Origin of the sequence: Variovorax sucrosi, assembly GCF_051216635.1 — a bacterium.
Classification (GTDB): domain Bacteria; phylum Pseudomonadota; class Gammaproteobacteria; order Burkholderiales; family Burkholderiaceae_C; genus Variovorax.
In genome coordinates, this window is sequence record NZ_JBPJZU010000001.1 from 76840 (window position 1) to 92927 (window position 16088).

14 protein-coding genes are annotated in these 16088 nt (G+C 67.8%); 7 read left to right on the top strand and 7 right to left on the bottom strand.

Going from position 1 to position 16088, the window contains the following annotated elements; genetic code table 11:
* Nucleotides 1-2: 2 nt before the first annotated feature.
* Both ACSFBE_RS00345 and ACSFBE_RS00350 read right to left on the bottom strand, forming a co-directional pair.
* Entirely contained in the window at nt 3-935 is a 933-nt protein-coding gene (locus ACSFBE_RS00345; RefSeq protein ID WP_435488378.1) for a DMT family transporter, read from the bottom strand.
* Nucleotides 932-1531 (bottom strand): LysE family translocator, encoded by a 600-nt coding sequence (locus ACSFBE_RS00350; RefSeq protein ID WP_435488379.1) that lies wholly within the window; start codon nt 1529-1531, stop codon nt 932-934. Before ACSFBE_RS00350 ends, ACSFBE_RS00345 begins: the two co-directional genes overlap by 4 nt.
* 97 nt (nt 1532-1628) lie before the next feature.
* Here ACSFBE_RS00350 and ACSFBE_RS00355 point away from each other — a divergent pair, with 97 nt between their 5' ends.
* Nucleotides 1629-3038 (top strand): aminotransferase-like domain-containing protein, encoded by a 1410-nt coding sequence (locus ACSFBE_RS00355; protein ID WP_435488380.1) that lies wholly within the window; start codon nt 1629-1631, stop codon nt 3036-3038.
* On the opposite strand, the gene ACSFBE_RS00360 is transcribed toward ACSFBE_RS00355, so the two are convergent.
* The gene (locus tag ACSFBE_RS00360; RefSeq protein ID WP_435488381.1) at nt 3035-4159 is read right to left on the bottom strand and encodes an ABC transporter substrate-binding protein; all 1125 of its coding nucleotides are present in this window, start codon (nt 4157-4159) and stop codon (nt 3035-3037) included. The two genes, ACSFBE_RS00355 and ACSFBE_RS00360, sit on opposite strands and share 4 nt — an antisense overlap.
* 55 nt (nt 4160-4214) lie before the next feature.
* Between ACSFBE_RS00360 and ACSFBE_RS00365 the strand changes: the two genes are divergently transcribed.
* On the top strand, nt 4215-6302 hold the full coding sequence (locus ACSFBE_RS00365) for a molybdopterin-containing oxidoreductase family protein (RefSeq protein ID WP_435488382.1): 2088 nt from the start codon (nt 4215-4217) through the stop codon (nt 6300-6302).
* Nucleotides 6292-7410, top strand: coding sequence for an aminopeptidase (locus ACSFBE_RS00370; protein WP_435488383.1), 1119 nt, complete (start codon nt 6292-6294; stop codon nt 7408-7410). Before ACSFBE_RS00365 ends, ACSFBE_RS00370 begins: the two co-directional genes overlap by 11 nt.
* Here the strand turns inward: ACSFBE_RS00370 and ACSFBE_RS00375 are convergent.
* The 4 genes from ACSFBE_RS00375 to ACSFBE_RS00390 form a co-directional block, all read right to left on the bottom strand.
* Nucleotides 7396-7653 (bottom strand): acyl-CoA-binding protein, encoded by a 258-nt coding sequence (locus tag ACSFBE_RS00375; protein ID WP_435488384.1) that lies wholly within the window; start codon nt 7651-7653, stop codon nt 7396-7398. The genes ACSFBE_RS00370 and ACSFBE_RS00375 overlap by 15 nt on opposite strands.
* 62 nt (nt 7654-7715) lie before the next feature.
* Nucleotides 7716-8558, bottom strand: a complete 843-nt coding sequence (locus ACSFBE_RS00380) for a tetratricopeptide repeat protein (RefSeq protein WP_435488385.1) — start codon at nt 8556-8558, stop codon at nt 7716-7718.
* A gap of 42 nt (nt 8559-8600) precedes the next feature.
* The gene (locus ACSFBE_RS00385; RefSeq protein WP_435488386.1) at nt 8601-9275 is read right to left on the bottom strand and encodes a TetR/AcrR family transcriptional regulator; all 675 of its coding nucleotides are present in this window, start codon (nt 9273-9275) and stop codon (nt 8601-8603) included.
* Nucleotides 9276-9371: 96 nt separating this feature from the next.
* Nucleotides 9372-9866, bottom strand: a complete 495-nt coding sequence (locus ACSFBE_RS00390; protein ID WP_435488387.1) for a phasin family protein — start codon at nt 9864-9866, stop codon at nt 9372-9374.
* A 184-nt stretch (nt 9867-10050) separates the two neighbouring features.
* Here ACSFBE_RS00390 and ACSFBE_RS00395 point away from each other — a divergent pair, with 184 nt between their 5' ends.
* From ACSFBE_RS00395 to ACSFBE_RS00410, 4 genes are read left to right on the top strand one after another with little or no spacing between them, the layout of a single operon-like run.
* On the top strand, nt 10051-11268 hold the full coding sequence (locus ACSFBE_RS00395; RefSeq protein WP_435488388.1) for a protoporphyrinogen/coproporphyrinogen oxidase: 1218 nt from the start codon (nt 10051-10053) through the stop codon (nt 11266-11268).
* Nucleotides 11265-11951 (top strand): glycosyltransferase, encoded by a 687-nt coding sequence (locus ACSFBE_RS00400; RefSeq protein ID WP_435488389.1) that lies wholly within the window; start codon nt 11265-11267, stop codon nt 11949-11951. Before ACSFBE_RS00395 ends, ACSFBE_RS00400 begins: the two co-directional genes overlap by 4 nt.
* Nucleotides 11952-11976: 25 nt before the next feature.
* A complete protein-coding gene (locus ACSFBE_RS00405; RefSeq protein WP_435488881.1) occupies nt 11977-12972 on the top strand; it encodes a lysylphosphatidylglycerol synthase transmembrane domain-containing protein in 996 nt (331 codons plus the stop codon).
* A 2-nt stretch (nt 12973-12974) separates the two neighbouring features.
* The gene (locus ACSFBE_RS00410) at nt 12975-16055 is read left to right on the top strand and encodes a hypothetical protein (protein ID WP_435488390.1); all 3081 of its coding nucleotides are present in this window, start codon (nt 12975-12977) and stop codon (nt 16053-16055) included.
* Nucleotides 16056-16088: the final 33 nt, after the last annotated feature.

Here is a 16088-nt window from a genome sequence, read left to right on the forward strand (position 1 = left end):
CGTCAGCGCGCGGGCTGGGAGAGTTTTTTGCCGATCAGCACGGTCGCGACCACCGCGAGCGCGAAGCCGAACGTCACGATGTCAAGCGGTTCGCCCAGCAGCGGAACGGCGGCCAGGATGCTCAGGAAGGGCTGCAGCAACTGCGCTTGGCTGACCCGCAGCGCGCCGCCCATGGCGAGGCCGCGGTACCACGCGAAGAAGGCGATCCACATCGAGAACACGCCGACGTAGGCCAGGCCGACCCAGGCCGAGAAAGCGACCGGTTGCTGCGGCCAGGTCAGGAGCGCGCCGGGCAGCGTGATCGGCAGCGCCATCACGCAGACCCAGCAGATCACCCGCTCGGCACCGAGCGAGGGCGTGACCTGCGCGCCGTAGATGTAGCCGAAGGACGCCGCGAGCACCGCGCCGACCAGCAACAGGTCGGCCCATTCGAAGCCGAAGCCATGGCCCTGCTGATACGCCCGCAGCAGCGAGAAGGCCACCACCAGCAGGCTGCCCACGATGGCGCAAACCCAGAAGCCGAGCCGTGCGCGTTGGTGCAGCACCCACGCCGCCACGGCGGCCGTGGCCAGCGGCAGCAGCGCGGTCACGACCGCCGCATGGCTGGCGGTGACGGCGCGCAGCGCATAGCCGAGCAGCAGCGGATAGCCGATCACATTGCCCAGCACCGCCATGCCGAGCGGCTTCCATTCGTGCGGCTGGGGCCGCGGTGCGCGCATCGCGACCAGCACGACGATCGACAGCAGGCCCGCCAGTGCCGCGCGGCCGAAGGTCACGAACCACGGCGACAACTGCGGCGCGGCCTGCGTGCCGGTGGCCAGGCGCGTCATCGGCAGCGTGACCGCGAAGAAGGCGACGCCGAGCACGCCCAGCCACATGCCGAGCGTCTCGCGGCGCATGCCGAGGGTCTTGGGCTCCGCCGCGACGGCGCTCATACCTTGACCATCCAGAGTGCGGTCAGCACCAGCACCGCAGCCATCGCGCGGTTGAACCACAGCAGCCGCCGGCCGGTGGCCAGCCAGCCGCGCAGCAGGGCGCCGACCAGCGCGTAAGTGAAGTTGCTGGCAAAGGCATACACCAGCATGACCGGCGCGACGATCGCGAAGCGGTGCAGCGCATCGGCATGGCCGGCGATCCAGCCGGCCACTAGCGTCAGGGCCAGCAGCCAGGCCTTGATGTTGAGGAATTGCAGCATCACCCCCTGCCCGAAGCCGACGCGGACCGCGGCGTCGCCGGCCTTGCCGAAGGTGGCGCTGCCGCTCAGCTTGAAGGCCAGCCAGAGCAGGTAGGCGATGCCAAGCCCCTTGATGACCCAGCGCAGCGCGGGTGCCGCCACCACCAGCGCACCGATGCCGGCAGTGCACAGGGCGAGCAGCAGGGTCCAGCCGATCGGCACCGCCAGCACGAAGCGCATGGCGCGCCGCAGGCCGCCGTTGGCGGCGAGCGTGGTGGACAGCGTGGTGTTCGGGCCCGGCGAGAAACTCATCGCCGTGGCCAACGCCAGCAGCGCCGTGAATTCTTGCCAGGTCATGGCACACACTCTAGACTGGTGACCATTACAGTGCCAATACAGTTGAGCAAACGAAAATGTCGACTGTATCGGTCCGATGCGCGACACAGAGACCGCCATGCTGACACGAACCTCGACCCAGTCCCTCACCGCCCAGTTGGCCGACCGCTTCGCCGAGCGCATCCGCACGCGGCTGCTGCCGCCGGGCGCTCGCCTGCCGTCGGTGCGCGAATGCGCGCGTCAGCAGGGCGTGAGCCCGCACACGGTGGTGGCTGCGTACGACCAGCTGCTGGCGCAGGGCCTGGTGGAGGCGCGGCGCCAACGCGGGTTCTTCGTGCGCGATGCGACACCGGCCCACGAGCCTCCCGCCGTGCGGCAACGCCTGCCGTCGCGCGACAGCCTGGCCTCGGGCGTGCCGGCCGATGCCAGCTCGCTGATCCGCGGCATGTTTCACCGCCAGAGCGACAAACCGCAGCCGGGCATGGGCGTGTTCCCGCCCGACTGGATGGACTCGACCTTCATGCCGACGTCGCTGCGGCGGCTGACGGGCACCCGCGCGCTGCAGGAGATCTCGCTGCAGTACGGCGAGCCGGCCGGCGACGGCGCGCTGCGGCGCAGCCTGTCGCAGAAGCTGATGGGCATCAACATCCCGGCCGCGCCGGAGCAGATCCTCACCACCATCGGCGCCACCCATGCGCTCGACATCGTGAGCCGCACGCTGCTGCGCGCCGGCGACCCGGTGATGGTCGAGGAGCCGGGCTGGGCCATCGAGTTTGCCCGGCTGGAGGCGTTGGGCATGCGCATCCTGCCGGTGCCGCGCCGCGCCGACGGACCCGACCTGGCGGTCATGGCGCAGTACTGCGAAACCCACAAGCCCAAGCTCTTCGTCAGCGTGAGCGTGCTGCACAACCCGACCGGCTACAGCCTCACGCCGGGCAGCGCGCACCGGGTGCTGCAGCTGGCCAACCAGCACGATTTCCACATCGTCGAGGACGACACCTACAGCCATCTGGCGCCCGAGCATGCGACCCGGCTGTGTGCGCTCGATGGACTGCAGCGGACCATCTACGTGAGCGGCTTCGCGAAGATCCTGGCGCCCAACTGGCGCATCGGTTTCCTGGCTGCGGCGCCGTCGCTGTTCGGGCGACTGCTCGAGACCAAGCTGCTGGCCACCTTGACCACCCCGGCGCTGTTCGAACGGGCGCTGGCCTGGTGCATCGACCAGGGGCAGTTGCGCCGGCATGCCGAGCGGGTGCGCCTCCGGCTGGACGGCGCGCGCTCGCGCACGGTCAAGCTGGCGCTGGCGCACGGCTGCCGCTTCGAGTCGGAGCCGGCGGGGCTGTTCGGCTGGGTCGACACCGGCGTCGACACCGACGCGCTGACCCAGCGCATGCTCGACGAAGGCTACCTGCTGGCGCCCGGTTCGCTGTTCCATGCGCGCCGGCCGCCGAGCACGCTGATGCGCATCAACTTCGCAACGGCGCAGGACGCCACCTTCTGGAAGGTGTTCGCGAAAGTGCGCGGTTAGGTCCGGATGCGTCCGTCGCCCGTGATCATCGACAGCTCGACGAACTTCGAGCCCACGTGGTTCTTCGGCGAGAAGGACACCTCGAAGCCGCCGAACTGCTGGCGGTCGATGCTCTCCAGGCCCTGGATCAGGCCGTCGCGCGTGAGCTTGCCCGGCGCGCGGCGCAGGCCTTCGGTCAGCACCTTGGCGGCGAGATAGCCTTCCATGCTCGAGAAGTTCGGCTTGGTGGCGCCGCCGGACTTCTTCGCTGCGTCGCTGAATTCGCGCGTGATCGCATTGGCCGGGCTGTACGGCGACGGCACCACCTGGGTCACGACGACGCCGGCGCCTTCCTTGCCGAGGGCATCCGACAGGGCCTGGGTGCCGACGAAGGACACGTTGTAGAAGGTGCCGCCGAAGCCGGCCTTGCGCGCTTCGCGGATGAAGGCGGCGCAGGAGTTGTAGGCGCTGACCTGGATCACCGCATCCGGCTTGGCATCGACGATGGCCTTCACCGCCTTGGCCACGTCCACCGAATTGCGCTCCACCGTCGCCAGCGCGGCGGGCTTGAGGTCGAGCTGCGCCAGCGCCAGCGTGGCGCCGTCCAGGCCGGCCTTGCCGTAGGCGTCGTTCTGGTAGAAGACCGCGATCTTCTTCAGGCCCAGGTTGGTGAGTTGCCTGACGATCAGCGCGGTCTCGTCGTTGTACGACGCGCGCAGGTGGAACACGTTGCGGTTGAAGGGCTCGCGCAGCGCCATGGCGCCGGTGAACGGCGCGATAAAGGGCACGCGGTCCTTCACCGCCAGCGGCAGCGCCGCCAGGCTGGTGGGCGTGCCGATGTAGCCGAAGAGCGCGAAGGCATCTTCAGAGATCAGCTTCTGGGTGTTGGCGACGGTGCGTTCCGGCTCGTAGCCGTCGTCGAGGAACTTGATCTCGACGTCGCGATGGCCCGCGACCGCGTTGTACTGGTCCAGGTACAGCTTGGCACCTTGGTAGAACTGGATGCCCAGCTGGGCCGCCGGGCCGCTGAACGGGGCCGACTGGCCGAGCACGATCGGCGTTTCGCCCTGCGCGCGTGCGAGCTGGAAACCGCCCAGTGCCGCGGCACCGGCCGCCATCGAGAAATGCCTGCGATTGATCATGTGTGGAACCTCCGCGCGTGCTCGCGCTGACAACGACTGGAACTAGACTCGGCCGATGGTCGTCGCCACCGTTTCTTCTTCGATGCCTCCCTCGCCCTCGATCACCGTGCTTGGCGCCTGCCCGCACGACTGTCCCGACACCTGCGCACTGGTCACCACCGTGCAGGACGGCCAGGCCGTCAAGCTGCAGGGCAACCCCGACCACCGGCACACCGGTGGCGTGCTGTGCACCAAGGTGTCCCGCTACCTCGAGCGGACCGCGCATCCCGACCGGCTGCTCTATCCGATGAAGCGCGTCGGCCCCAAGGGCTTCGGGCAGTTCGAGCGCGTCGACTGGGACACCGCGCTCGACGACATCGCACGCAAGTTGCAGAATTTAACCCAAGGTAACAGTTCGGAAACGATTTTGCCCTACAGCTATGCCGGCACCATGGGTTTGGTGCAGGGCGAATCGATGGACCGTCGTTTTTTCCACAAGCTCGGCGCGTCGCTGCTGGACCGCACGATCTGCTCCACCGCCGGGGGTGAGGCCCTAAGTCTTACCTTGGGTGGCAAGGTCGGTATGCGGGTCGAATTCTTCGCCGAGTCGAAGTTGATCCTGATCTGGGGCAGCAACGCGATTGCCAGCAACCTGCACTTCTGGCGGCATGCGCAGGCGGCCAAGCGCGCCGGCGCGAAGCTGGTGTGCATCGACCCGCGCAAGACCGAGACGGCCGACAAATGCGACGAGCACATCGCGCTGCTGCCGGGCACCGACGGCGCCCTCGCGCTGGCACTGATGCACGAGCTGATCGTCCACGACTGGCTCGACCACGATTACATCGCCCGCCACACGGTCGGCTGGGACGCGCTGCGCGAGCGCGCGCTGCAATGGCCGCCCGAACGCGCGGCCGCAGTGTGCGGCGTGCCCGAGGCGCAGATCGTCGCACTGGCCCGCGACTACGGCACCACCCGGCCCGTCGCCATCCGCCTCAACTACGGCATGCAGCGGGTGCACGGCGGCGGCAACGCGGCGCGCGCCATCGCCTGCCTGCCGGCGCTTGTCGGCGCTTGGCGGGATCGCGCGGGCGGCCTGCTGCTGAGCAGCTCGGGGTCGTACCCGGTCGACCGCGCCGCGCTGCAACGGCCCGACCTGCTGGCGGGGCGTCGACCGCGCACCGTCAACATGGTTCGCATCGGGGATGCGCTCACCGGCGATGCGTCCGCGCTGTCGGGCGGGCCGTCGGTGAAGGCGGTCGTGGTCTACAACAGCAACCCGGTCGCGGTGGCGCCCGAGTCGGCCAAGGTGGCCGCCGGCTTCGCCCGCGACGACCTCTTCACCGTCGTGCTGGAGCAGTTCCAGACCGACACCGCGGACTACGCCGACTACCTGCTGCCGGCCACGGTGCAGATCGAGCACTGGGACATCCACACCAGCTACGGCCACACCGACGTGCTGCTCAACCGCCCGGCCGTGGCGCCGCGCGGCGAGGCGCGCAGCAACGCCTGGGTGTTCCGCGAGCTGGCGCGCCGCATGGGCTTCGACGAGCCGTGCTTCCGGGATGACGACGAGGCGCTGTGCGCCGCCGCCTTCGCGCCCGGCGCCATCGACCTCACGCAGCTGCACGCGCAGGGCTTCACGACCGTGCGCCTGCCCGATGCCCCCTATGCCGAGGGGAATTTCCCCACCCCCTCGGGTCGCTGCGAGTTCTTCAGCGAGCGCCTCGCCGCCCAGGGCCTGGACGGCCTGCCCGACCATGTGCCGAACCACGAGGCGGTCGGCACCTCGACCCAGTTCCCGCTGGCCATGATCTCGCCGCCGGCGCGCAACTTCCTCAACTCGACCTTCGTCAACGTGACCAGCCTGCGCGCCATCGAGGGCGAGCCGCTGCTGGAGATCCACGCCGACGACGCAGCCGCCCGCGGCATCGCCGACGGCGCGATGGTGCGTGTGTTCAACCAGCGCGGCGAGCACCGCTGCCGTGCCGAGGTGTCGCGCCGCGCACGGCCGGGCGTGGTCCATGGCATGGGCATCTGGTGGCGCAAGCTCGGCTTCGACGGCACCAACGTCAACCAGCTCACCAGCCAGCGGCTGACCGACATCGGCCGCGGCCCGACCTTCTACGACTGCTTGGTCGAAGTCGAGCAAAGCGATGCTGGCTAAGGCCGTGGCGCGGCGCGTCGTCGCCGCCCTCATGCTGGGGGCAACCTGCCTGCTCGCCGGCTGCGCCGACCTCGGCTACTACTGGCAGTCGGCCAGCGGCCACCTGGGCGTGATGCGCGCGGCGCGGCCGGTGCCGCAGTGGCTCGACGACCCGGCCACGTCGCCCACGCTCAAGGCCAAGCTCGAGCTCACCCAGCGCATCCGCCGCTTCGCCGTGAGCGAGCTGCACCTGCCGGACAACCCCAGCTACACCGAGTACGCGGACCTGCACCGCGGCGCGGCCGTGTGGAACGTGGTGGCCGCGCCGCCGTATTCGCTCACGCTCAAGACCTGGTGCTTCCCGGTGGCCGGCTGCGTCGGCTACCGCGGCTACTACGACGAGGCGCAGGCGAAGGCCGAGGCCGACGCGCAGCGCGCGCAGGGGCTGGAGGCCGCCGTCTACCCGGTGCCGGCCTACTCCACGCTCGGCTGGCTCAACTGGGCCGGCGGCGACCCGCTGCTGAGCACCTTCATCAGCTACCCCGAAGGCGAGTTGGCGCGGCTGATCTTCCACGAGCTGTCGCACCAGCTGTTGTACGTGTCGGGCGATACGCTGTTCAACGAGTCCTTCGCCACCGCGGTCGAGCGCCTCGGCGGCGCGCGTTGGCTGGCAACGCAGGCCGGCGATGCGGCGCGGAGCGACTACGCGCAGTACGACGCCCGGCGCCAGCAGTTTCGCGCGCTCACCTTCGCCACGCGGCGGCGGCTGCAGGCGGTCTACACCTCGCCACAGGCCCAGGCGAAGGACTGGGCGGCGGTCGAGGCCATGAAGCGCGAGGCGATGGCGGCCTTCCGCGCCGACTTCGCCGCCTTGCGCAACGACTGGCCGCCGCAGCGTCAGGCGGCGTACGACGCCTGGGCGGCGCGGGCCAACAATGCGACCTTCGGTGCGCAGGCCGCGTACGACGACCTGGTGCCGGGCTTCGAGGCATTGTTCGAGCGCGAGGGGCGCGACTGGCCCCGCTTCTATGCCGCGGTCAAGCAGCTGGCGGCGCTGCCGAAGGACGAGCGCCACGCGGCCCTGCAGGGCCCGACGGCGCACGCGGCGCAGCGCTCAGGCGCGCAGTGATTCGATCAGGTCCACGTACTTCTGCTTCGCCTCGTCCGCCGACAGGCCCTTCTGCGCCGTCCACGCGTCCCACTTGGCGCGCGCAACCACGTCGCTGAAGCTCGGCCGTTTGGCCGCGTTGTCGCCTTCGGTGGCCTGCTTGAAGAAACCGTAGATCTTCAGCAGCGTCGGATTGTCCGGACGCTCGGCAAGCAGCTTGGAATTGGCCTGGGCGGCCTCGAATAGGGATTGCAGGTCGGACATGTCGGGGCGTTGGCGAAAGGGCTGGGCATCTTAAGTGAGGCCACCGCTGCTGACGGCGGCGCTCAGTCCGTCAGCCCGGCCCGTGCGAGCTCGACGTCGAGGCGCTCGCGCGCGTCGGCCGGCACCACGGCCGCCGCCTTCTCGTAGAGCCGCATGGCATCGGCCAGCCGTGGCTCGCCGCCGAGCATCAGCAGGCCCCGTGCGTATTCCATCCAGCCGCTGGCCGAAGCCGGGTGGAGGGCGACGCCGCGCTCGAACAGCGCCAGCGCGGCATCGGCGCGCACGTCGTACGTCATGCGCCCGACCAGCGCCCCGACCTTGTCGATCACCTCGGCGTGGAAAGCGCCGAGCGCGATGTGTGCATCCGCATGCCGCGGCTCGAGCGCGATCACCCGTTCCAGCGCCACCTTGACCTTGTCGCCGAGCCCTTGCGCCAGAGCTCTCGCCACACTGATGCCCTGGGCGTAGCGGCCGAGCGCATAGGCCTCCCAATAGAGCGCGTGGGCGTTGTCGGGCTCGACGGCTGCCTGCCCGGCGGCGCGCTCGGCGACCTGCAGGAAGAGCGCCAGCCGCACCGCCTCGCGCGGCTCGAGGTAGTTGGCATAGATCGCGGTGGCCTGGTTGGCCAGCATCAGCCCCTCGGCGCCGTGCTGCAGCCCGATCGCCGCGGCACGTTCGAACTCGCCGTTGTGGTAGCAGACCCAGCCGTCGGCCAGCGGGCCCGGCGCGGGCGGCGGCAGGGGCAAGGGATTGCCGGCCCGCAGCCGCGGCCAGGCGTCGAGCAGCCGCTGGGTGTCGAAGCGCGGCACATCGGCATACGGCAGCGAGGCCCATCGACCGCACTGCGCGATCGGCGCGTGGCAACCGGGCGGCAGCAAGGACAGGGGGCGCAATTCGGGAGGCATGGTCGGTGGCTCCTGGTGTGCCGTGCGGTGGGGGAGGTCGCGTCAGGCCGCGATGGCGAGATCGTCGCGCTCGTAGGCGCTGCTCAGCGTCAGGAGATGCCGGCGCTGCTCCGGCCCGAGATAGGGCGCCAGCAGGTGCAGCGTGTGGTGCGCGCCGCGCATCAACGCGCTCTGCGCATGGGCCGGCTCGAGCGCCTCGCGCGGGTTGCGCACGTACTCGTAGCTCAGCCAGTAGGTCAGCACCACCACCATGCTCTGCGCCAGCGTGTCGACCTCGCGCGCATCGATCCCGAGGTGGCCGGCCTTGCCGAGGCCCGCGAGCAGGGTGCGGATCGCCGTCGCCTTCTTCTGCAGCACGAGTTGGAACTGGGTTTCCAGATGACGGTTCTTGCTCAGCAGGTCGTTCAGGTCGCGGTAGAGAAAGCGGTAGCGCCACAGCAGCTCGAACAGGCTGTGCATGAAGAACCAGGCGTCTTCCACGTCGCGCACGCCGTCGCTCGCGTGCAGCAGCTCGTCCAGCTCGGCCTCGTACTGGCTGTAGAGGCGGTTGATCAGCTCATCCTTGGCGGGATAGTGGTAGTAGAGGTTGCCCGGGCTGATGTTCAGCTCGCCGGCCACGAGCGTGGTCGACACGTTCGGCTCGCCGAAGCGATTGAACAGGTCCAGCGCTGCTTCGAGGATGCGCTCTGCAGTGCGGCGCGGAGCCTTTTTGGCCATGTGTGAGCCCCGGTTGTCTCTTGGGGGCCACTCTAGCGCAAAGGGGCGGGTGTTGGGATGCGGGTCGTACCCCGGATCTGGTTCGCAGACGCTTGATCAGGGTTTGTCTGCACGCGGAGTGCGGCGGCGCGATGGCTTCGCAGCCTCGGCAGCTGCGGCAGCCTTGGCCGAGCCGCGGCTCGGCGGCTTGCGTGGCGCAGCCGCAGTGGGCTTCTGCGTGGCCAGCAGCGCCTCCAGTTGTTCGACCCGCGCCTGCAGCGCAGTGAAATCGGCGGCCGAGGGCGCGCCCAAGTGTTCCAGCGCCCGCGCCACCCGTTCCTCGAAGATGTTTTCGAGCTTGCCCCAGCCGGCGCTGGTCTTGGCGCCGAATTCGCTGGCGAGCCCGGCCATGCGGGTCTGGGTTTGGCTCAGCGTTTCTTCGGCCGCCTGCTGCGTCTTCTTCTGAAGGCCGGTGCCGTCCTTCACCAGCGCCTCGAAGGCTTTGCTGCCCTCTTGCTGCATCTTGGCGAAGGCGCCCAGCCCGGCCAGCCAGATCTGCTGGGCCGAGTCCTTGATGGGGTCCTTGGGTTTGTCTTGATCGGGTGCAGCCATGCGTTCGGTTCCTGTGGGGTGCGAAGCTGCGATTTTCGCAGGACTGCGCGGTTCCCGGACTGGCGGATGGCAGGGCGGCTGAGACAATTGTTTCTCTATTCCGCAGTCCGTTATCCTTGCGGGTTCGGCTGCCTCTTGCGGGCCGTGGCCGATGCACGCTCCGTGCCAACGAACATCTGATCCAGTGAAAGACTATCAATACATCATCCTGGGCGCCGGCCCCACCGGGCTCACGCTCGCTCATTCGCTCATCGACGCGGGCGTGCCGAAGGCCGCAGTGCTCGTCATCGAGAAAGAAAACGTCGCTGGCGGGCTCTGCCGCTCCGAGCCCGTGGACGGCGCGCCACTCGACATCGGCGGTGGGCATTTCCTGGACGTGAAGCGCAAGGAAGTGCTGGACTTCGTCTTTCGCTTCATGCCGGAATCGGAGTGGGACACCTACGCCCGCGTGTCGAAGATTCGCATCGGCGGCACCGAAGTCGATCACCCTCTTGAAGCCAATCTCTGGCAGCTGCCGAAGGCCGAGCAGGTCGACTACCTGGAATCGATCGCGCAGGCGGGCTCCGTCCGCGGCGAGCCGATGCCGGAAGCTTTCGCCGACTGGATCGTCTGGAAGCTGGGCACCCGCATCGCCGAAGACTACATGCTTCCCTACAACCGGAAGATCTGGTCGATGGACCCGAACGAGTTGGGCACCTACTGGCTCTACAAGCTGCCGAACGTGTCGTTCCGCGAGACCTTGCGCAGCTGCCTCGAGGGCGCCCCGTTCGGCGCGTTGCCGGCGCATGGCGTGTTCCTGTACCCGAAGGCGCACGGCTACGGCGAAGTCTGGCGGCGGATGGGCGAGGCGCTCGGCGAATCCCTGGTGCTCGACACGCCGGTCAGCACGATCGACCTCGACGCTCGCGTGATCAACGGCACCTGGCGTGCGCAGACGATCGTCAACACCGTGCCCTGGACCCTGTGGGACAAGTTCTGCACGCTGCCTGCCGAGGTCACGGCCGACATCAAGACGCTGAAGAATGCATCGATCGATGTCGACTACCACCCCGAGACGCTCGACAACCCTTCGCACTGGATCTACGAGCCCAGCGAGGAGGTCGCTCACCACCGCCTGCTGCTGCGCGCCAATTTCGCCCGTGGCGCCCGGGGCTACTGGACCGAAACCAACTCGTCGCGGGCGCTGGAGCCGGGTACATGGCGGCACCGCAACGAGTTCGCCTATCCCGTCAACACCCTTGGCAAGCCCGAGGCGGTCGAGCGCATCTGCCGTTGGGCCGCATTGCACGGGATCGTCGGTGCGGGCCGCTGGGGCAAGTGGGAACACATGAACTCGGATGTTGCAGTGGCCGAAGGCCTGGTGCTTGCCAAGACCCTGGCAGAGGGTGGCCGATCGCAATGAAAATCTCTCTTTGCCTCGTCACCTGGAACGAACTGCAGGGCTGCCAGATCGATGTTCCACAGCTGCCACGCGATCAGTTCGACGAGATCTATGCGGTCGACGGCGGCAGCACGGACGGCACCATCGCCTATCTGGAATCGCAGGGCATTCCGGTGCATATCCAGCCGAAGCGGGGCTTGAACGCGGCCTACGTGCATGCGAACGACGTTTCGACCTGCGACCATGTGGTCGTCTTCTTCCCGAAGGCGACGACGCCGGTGGGCGACCTGCTCAAGTTCCGGCCGTTGTTCGAGCGGGGCAACGAACTCGTGGTCGCCAGCCGGCAGATCCGCGGCTCGGTCAATGAGGAAGACGTGAGCCTCTGGCGTCCCCGGAAATGGGCAGTCTGGCTGCTGTCGCTGCTGGCCGCGATCGTGTGGCGGCGCGAGGGCGACTGGGTGCGCGATGTGCTGCACGGGTTCAAAGGATGGTCGCGCAGTGCCTTCGCCCGGATGAAGGTGCTGGACCACGGGCTGTCGATCGATATCGAAATGGTCGTGCGCGCGTACAAGCTCCGCATTCCTCGGACCGAGTTCCCGACCTCGGAGGTCGGGCGCGCCTACGGCACCACGCACTTCAAGATCTGGCCCACGGGCAAGCGCTTGCTCCAGTACCTGAAATTCGAGTTCTTCCGGCGTGATTGACAACGATTCGAATCCGACACCACGGGTGCCGGGCCGGCTGAAGCGCATCCTGAAGTCGACCGCGCTGCGTGTCCTGCTGGCGCTCTTGGTGCTGGCACTGTTGGTGTACTTCAACCGCATCGACTCCCGCGCCTTCGAGGGCATGGGCGGGCGCTGGCCTTGGCTCGTGCTCGCTTTCGTTCTGATGCTCCCCACCTATTTCATTGTCTCGTGCCGCTTCTGGCTCGTGCTGAGGAACCAGGGGATCGACGTGCCGCTGTCGCTGGCCGTGCGCTGGACCATGATCGGGTCCTTCTTCGATCTCGCCATGCCCAGCAACTCTGGCGGCGACCTCATCAAGGGCGCGTACGTGGTCAAGCATGTCGGGCCGGGCGCGCGCACGCGCGGGGTGATGGCCGTTGCCTTCGACCGCATACTCGGGTTGATCGGCTTGTTCCTGCTGGCGAGCTTCGCCGTGATCGGGGGCTGGCGGTATGTGAGCCAGATCCCGGGGAGCAGCAAGCTGCTGGTGCTGCTGCCACTGGTCACGCTCGGTTCGCTTGCGTTCTTCCGCGTCTTCGGCTCGCGACGGCTCTATCGCAACGAACGAATTGCCAGGTTCACGCTGAAGTTGCCGGCTGGCGCCTTGCTGCGCCAGGTGATCGGCAGCTTCAATTCGCTGCGGGAGCGCCCGAAACATTTCCTGATGGTGATGGCGCTCTCCGTCACCAACCACGCATTCTGGTGCGCCGCCTTGCTGTGCATCAGCGCGGCCTTCGGCCTGTCGATCGGTGTGTTCCAGGGCTTCGCCGTTTTCCCGCTGGCCATTTTCGGCAACACCTTCGGGTTCGCTGGCGGCTTCGGCGTGGGCACCGCAGCCTTCGACCTGGTGTTCTCGTCGCTCCTGCATGTATCGGTCGGCGCGGCAGTCGGGCTCACCTTCCAGGTGTTGACGGCCGCATCCCGTCTGGCCGGGCTGCCTTTCTATCTGCACGACCCGGACCGGGCGTCGCGCGCCGAGCCCGATCGAGTTCGCAATTGACCATGAAATCAATGGATGGATTCCGCGCCACAGCCCTGCAATGGGGCCGCGATGCTTCCGGTGCGCTGACCGCTCGTTACTGGGGATTTTTCCTCGCGGCCTTCGTGCTCGCGGCCGGCGTCGCAGAAAAGGTCTACAAAGGTCTGAACCTGCCCCAGCGCTATGCCGAACTGATCGTCGGCAGCATCACCTGGTCTTACGAGAACAAGTTCCACGACTATGCGGTTCTGTATGCGGTGATCGGCGCCTTCCTGGTGGCCGTGGTGGTCATCGGGTCGGTCGCGGCGTCGCTGTCGAGGTGCGTCGGGAGCGGCGGTGCGGACCGCCTGCACGACTTTGTTCTCATCCTGTGCCTGCCGGCCGTGTTGTGGTTGGCAGGCCTGCTGACGACCAAGAACACGTCGCTGGACCTGGTGCACCTGTCGCAGTCGTTGCTCGTCGTCGGCTTGGTACTGGCGGCGGCGCTCGTCTGCCGCGGGCCCGGGTTCTGGGGCGGTGCGCTCGATCGCTTCTCGGCGGCCCTGTATCACGCCCTTCTCTTCATCGTATTAGCGGCCCTTGGCATCGCAGCCCTGGGCGTCGCATGCAATCGCCTCGGTGCCTACCTGCATCTGGAGCGCTGGATGGGTGCTGGCTTGACGGCGCAGGGGATGGCGCTGGCGACGTGCGGTGCCCTGGCCACCTGCCTGTGGCTGATTTGGCGCGCCCCGAGTCCGGAGCGCCTGTTGGTGGCCATGCGCCGGCTTGTCCTGTGTGCGCAATGTTTGCTCCCGCTGTTCCTCCTCTGCCTGATACCGCCCGCTTGGACCACGCCGGCGGTGGGAACGCTGGAGGCTGGCTTTCAGCTCAGCGCTTTCGCGATCCTGCTGGTGATCGGCTGCGTGGCCGCAGCCTACGTGGAACTGTATGTGCGGATCCGGCGGACTGCCGGCGCATCACCGGAGGGCGCGGCACCGCTGCAACTGCTGACGGTCGGCAGTGCCGTCGGCCTGCTGCTGTTCTTCAAAACGACGCCTTACTCGCTGCCCGAGCTGATGTCGGACGACTACCACTTCGGAGAGATGCTGGTGCCTTGGTGGAGCTGGTTCAGGATGGGGCTCGTTCCCTTCTGGGACTATGCCCCCGCACGCGGCCTGATGAATTATTTCCCCGGCCTCCTGGCCTCGTCGTTGTTCGGCGGGGCACCGGCGCCCATCGGCGCGACCTATCCCTTCGTCTACGCCGCGCTGGCAGTCGTCGCGATCCCGGTGCTGCGCCCGGTGCTGGGCATGAGCGGCGTCATGGTGGCGCTGCTGCTGGGCCCCTTCGCCAACGGCATCGGTGAGATCGATCTCGCGGTGTCGATTTTCTTTTTCGCGTTCTGCTGGGGTTGGCTGCACTGGCGGCGCGATCGCTGGCTGGCCGGGCTCGCGGTCGCGACCGTCCTGCTGCTGCTCTATGCGCCAGGGCAGGGGGCACTGGCACTGCTGGCCTGCGCGCCGCTGGCCCTTGCTGCCTTGTGGAATCTGTACCTGACCGATCGCCGACGACTTGGCTTTGTGCTGTTTGCGATCGTGGGTGTGCTGGCCCTGCTGTTCGGCCTGACGCCCCTCGGAAAGATGTTCTACGGGGCGCTGCGCTATGGCGCCGAGCAGTCGCAGATCAATTCCATCGCGCACGGAATTCAGTGGAGTGCGAGCTTTGGCGCCGAGGGGCTCAATCCCTGGGCATTCGAGCTGATGCGCGCCTCCTTCGTCCTGGTCGCGCTGTGGGCCGGCGTTGTGGTGTTCAAGGCCGCTTTCATGGCGGACGTTGCAGCCCGGCGTCGAATCCTGGCCTATGCAGTGCCGGTGCTGCTGGTCACCTCCCTGTTCGTGATTCGTGCGGCCGGTCGCATCGATCCCGGCGGCAGTCGACTTGGCATTGCCAGCGTGTGGGCCCTGTCGCTGCTGTTGCCGATGCTGCTTTTCGTCGCTCAACGTCCACGGGTCGTCCATTTCGTGGTGTGGATCGGGATCATGGGCTTGCTGATGCCCTATGCCGGAAGCCTTTCAGCAGCGGGCTACGCCGGGAACTTCGACCCGCCCGACGCGACAGCGCTGCTGCGTGCGCCGAACGCGGGCAGCATCGAGAACGGCCGACTCGGGAGCGCCCTTGCGAATCCGGCGCACCTTGCGCGCATCGTGGCCGTACGGAAGGTGCTCGATCAGGTGCTGGATCCGCAGGAAACCTACCTCGACCTGAGCGGCCGCCATGCGATGTACTACTACGTGGAGCGCAAGCCCGCGGTGGAGTCCGCGTCGCCCTACAACCTGGTGGGCGAGAAGCAGCAACTGCGTGCGATCCGGGCGTTTCGCGCCGCGCCACCGCCGGCGATCTTGCTGAGCGCCGACAACATCGTGCACGACGGCGGCCCATCGAGCTTGCGGTCCAATCTGCTTTATCGGGACGTCCTGCTGGCGAAAGGGTACAAGCTGGTCAGCATCGACAAGCAGGTCTGGCTGATCCGGCCAGACCGGGTCGGCCGCTTGACTGCAGGGCCGGCCATCGTCGCGGTCGACCTTGATTCGGCGGCAGCCGTGGCGGTTCTGGACCCGATCTTCCACCTACAGAACCTTGAATCCCTGCCGGCGTCCTGGGGCCGGTCGGCAAAGACATTGGAGAACGGGCTGGCGCCGGTCCTGCGTATTCAGGCAGATGCGCCGAGCAGCATGAGCGCGGTCCGCCCGGTGGGCGACGGGCGCTATGCGATCACGGGCGAGGACCCGCATGTGCGCTTCGACCTCTCGGGCAGCAAGCCGAGCGGACGACAGGCGGGGCTTCTCAGCTTCGAGTTTTCCTGCACATCACCGCAGGCGGTGCCGATGGTTGGCGTCTACTGGTCCACGCCCGACCAGCCTGAAGGCGCTACCACGTTCATGACCTTCCGGGGTCGGCAGGGACGGTTGATCGTTCCGGTGGACAGTGCGCCTTCCTGGCTGCTGGCAGAGCGGATCGACACCATCCGCTTCGATGTCGACGGCAGCGTCGCGGGCTGCGAGACCTTTTCCATCCGTGATGTGGCGTTGCTGGCACGCACCGCCACGCAGAAGGCCGCTGACTGAGCTCTCCAACAAAAACAGCGGCCTCGGCCGCTG

Bases quoted from the DNA above. Each gene is read 5' to 3' on its own strand.
- ACSFBE_RS00345 (WP_435488378.1), bottom strand. From the start codon at position 935: ATGAGCGCCGTCGCGGCGGAGCCCAAGACCCTCGGCATGCGCCGCGAG.
- ACSFBE_RS00350 (WP_435488379.1), bottom strand. From the start codon at position 1,531: ATGACCTGGCAAGAATTCACGGCGCTGCTGGCGTTGGCCACGGCGATG.
- ACSFBE_RS00355 (WP_435488380.1), top strand. From the start codon at position 1,629: ATGCTGACACGAACCTCGACCCAGTCCCTCACCGCCCAGTTGGCCGAC.
- ACSFBE_RS00360 (WP_435488381.1), bottom strand. From the start codon at position 4,159: ATGATCAATCGCAGGCATTTCTCGATGGCGGCCGGTGCCGCGGCACTG.
- ACSFBE_RS00365 (WP_435488382.1), top strand. From the start codon at position 4,215: ATGGTCGTCGCCACCGTTTCTTCTTCGATGCCTCCCTCGCCCTCGATC.
- ACSFBE_RS00370 (WP_435488383.1), top strand. From the start codon at position 6,292: ATGCTGGCTAAGGCCGTGGCGCGGCGCGTCGTCGCCGCCCTCATGCTG.
- ACSFBE_RS00375 (WP_435488384.1), bottom strand. From the start codon at position 7,653: ATGTCCGACCTGCAATCCCTATTCGAGGCCGCCCAGGCCAATTCCAAG.
- ACSFBE_RS00380 (WP_435488385.1), bottom strand. From the start codon at position 8,558: ATGCCTCCCGAATTGCGCCCCCTGTCCTTGCTGCCGCCCGGTTGCCAC.
- ACSFBE_RS00385 (WP_435488386.1), bottom strand. From the start codon at position 9,275: ATGGCCAAAAAGGCTCCGCGCCGCACTGCAGAGCGCATCCTCGAAGCA.
- ACSFBE_RS00390 (WP_435488387.1), bottom strand. From the start codon at position 9,866: ATGGCTGCACCCGATCAAGACAAACCCAAGGACCCCATCAAGGACTCG.
- ACSFBE_RS00400 (WP_435488389.1), top strand. From the start codon at position 11,265: ATGAAAATCTCTCTTTGCCTCGTCACCTGGAACGAACTGCAGGGCTGC.
- ACSFBE_RS00410 (WP_435488390.1), top strand. From the start codon at position 12,975: ATGAAATCAATGGATGGATTCCGCGCCACAGCCCTGCAATGGGGCCGC.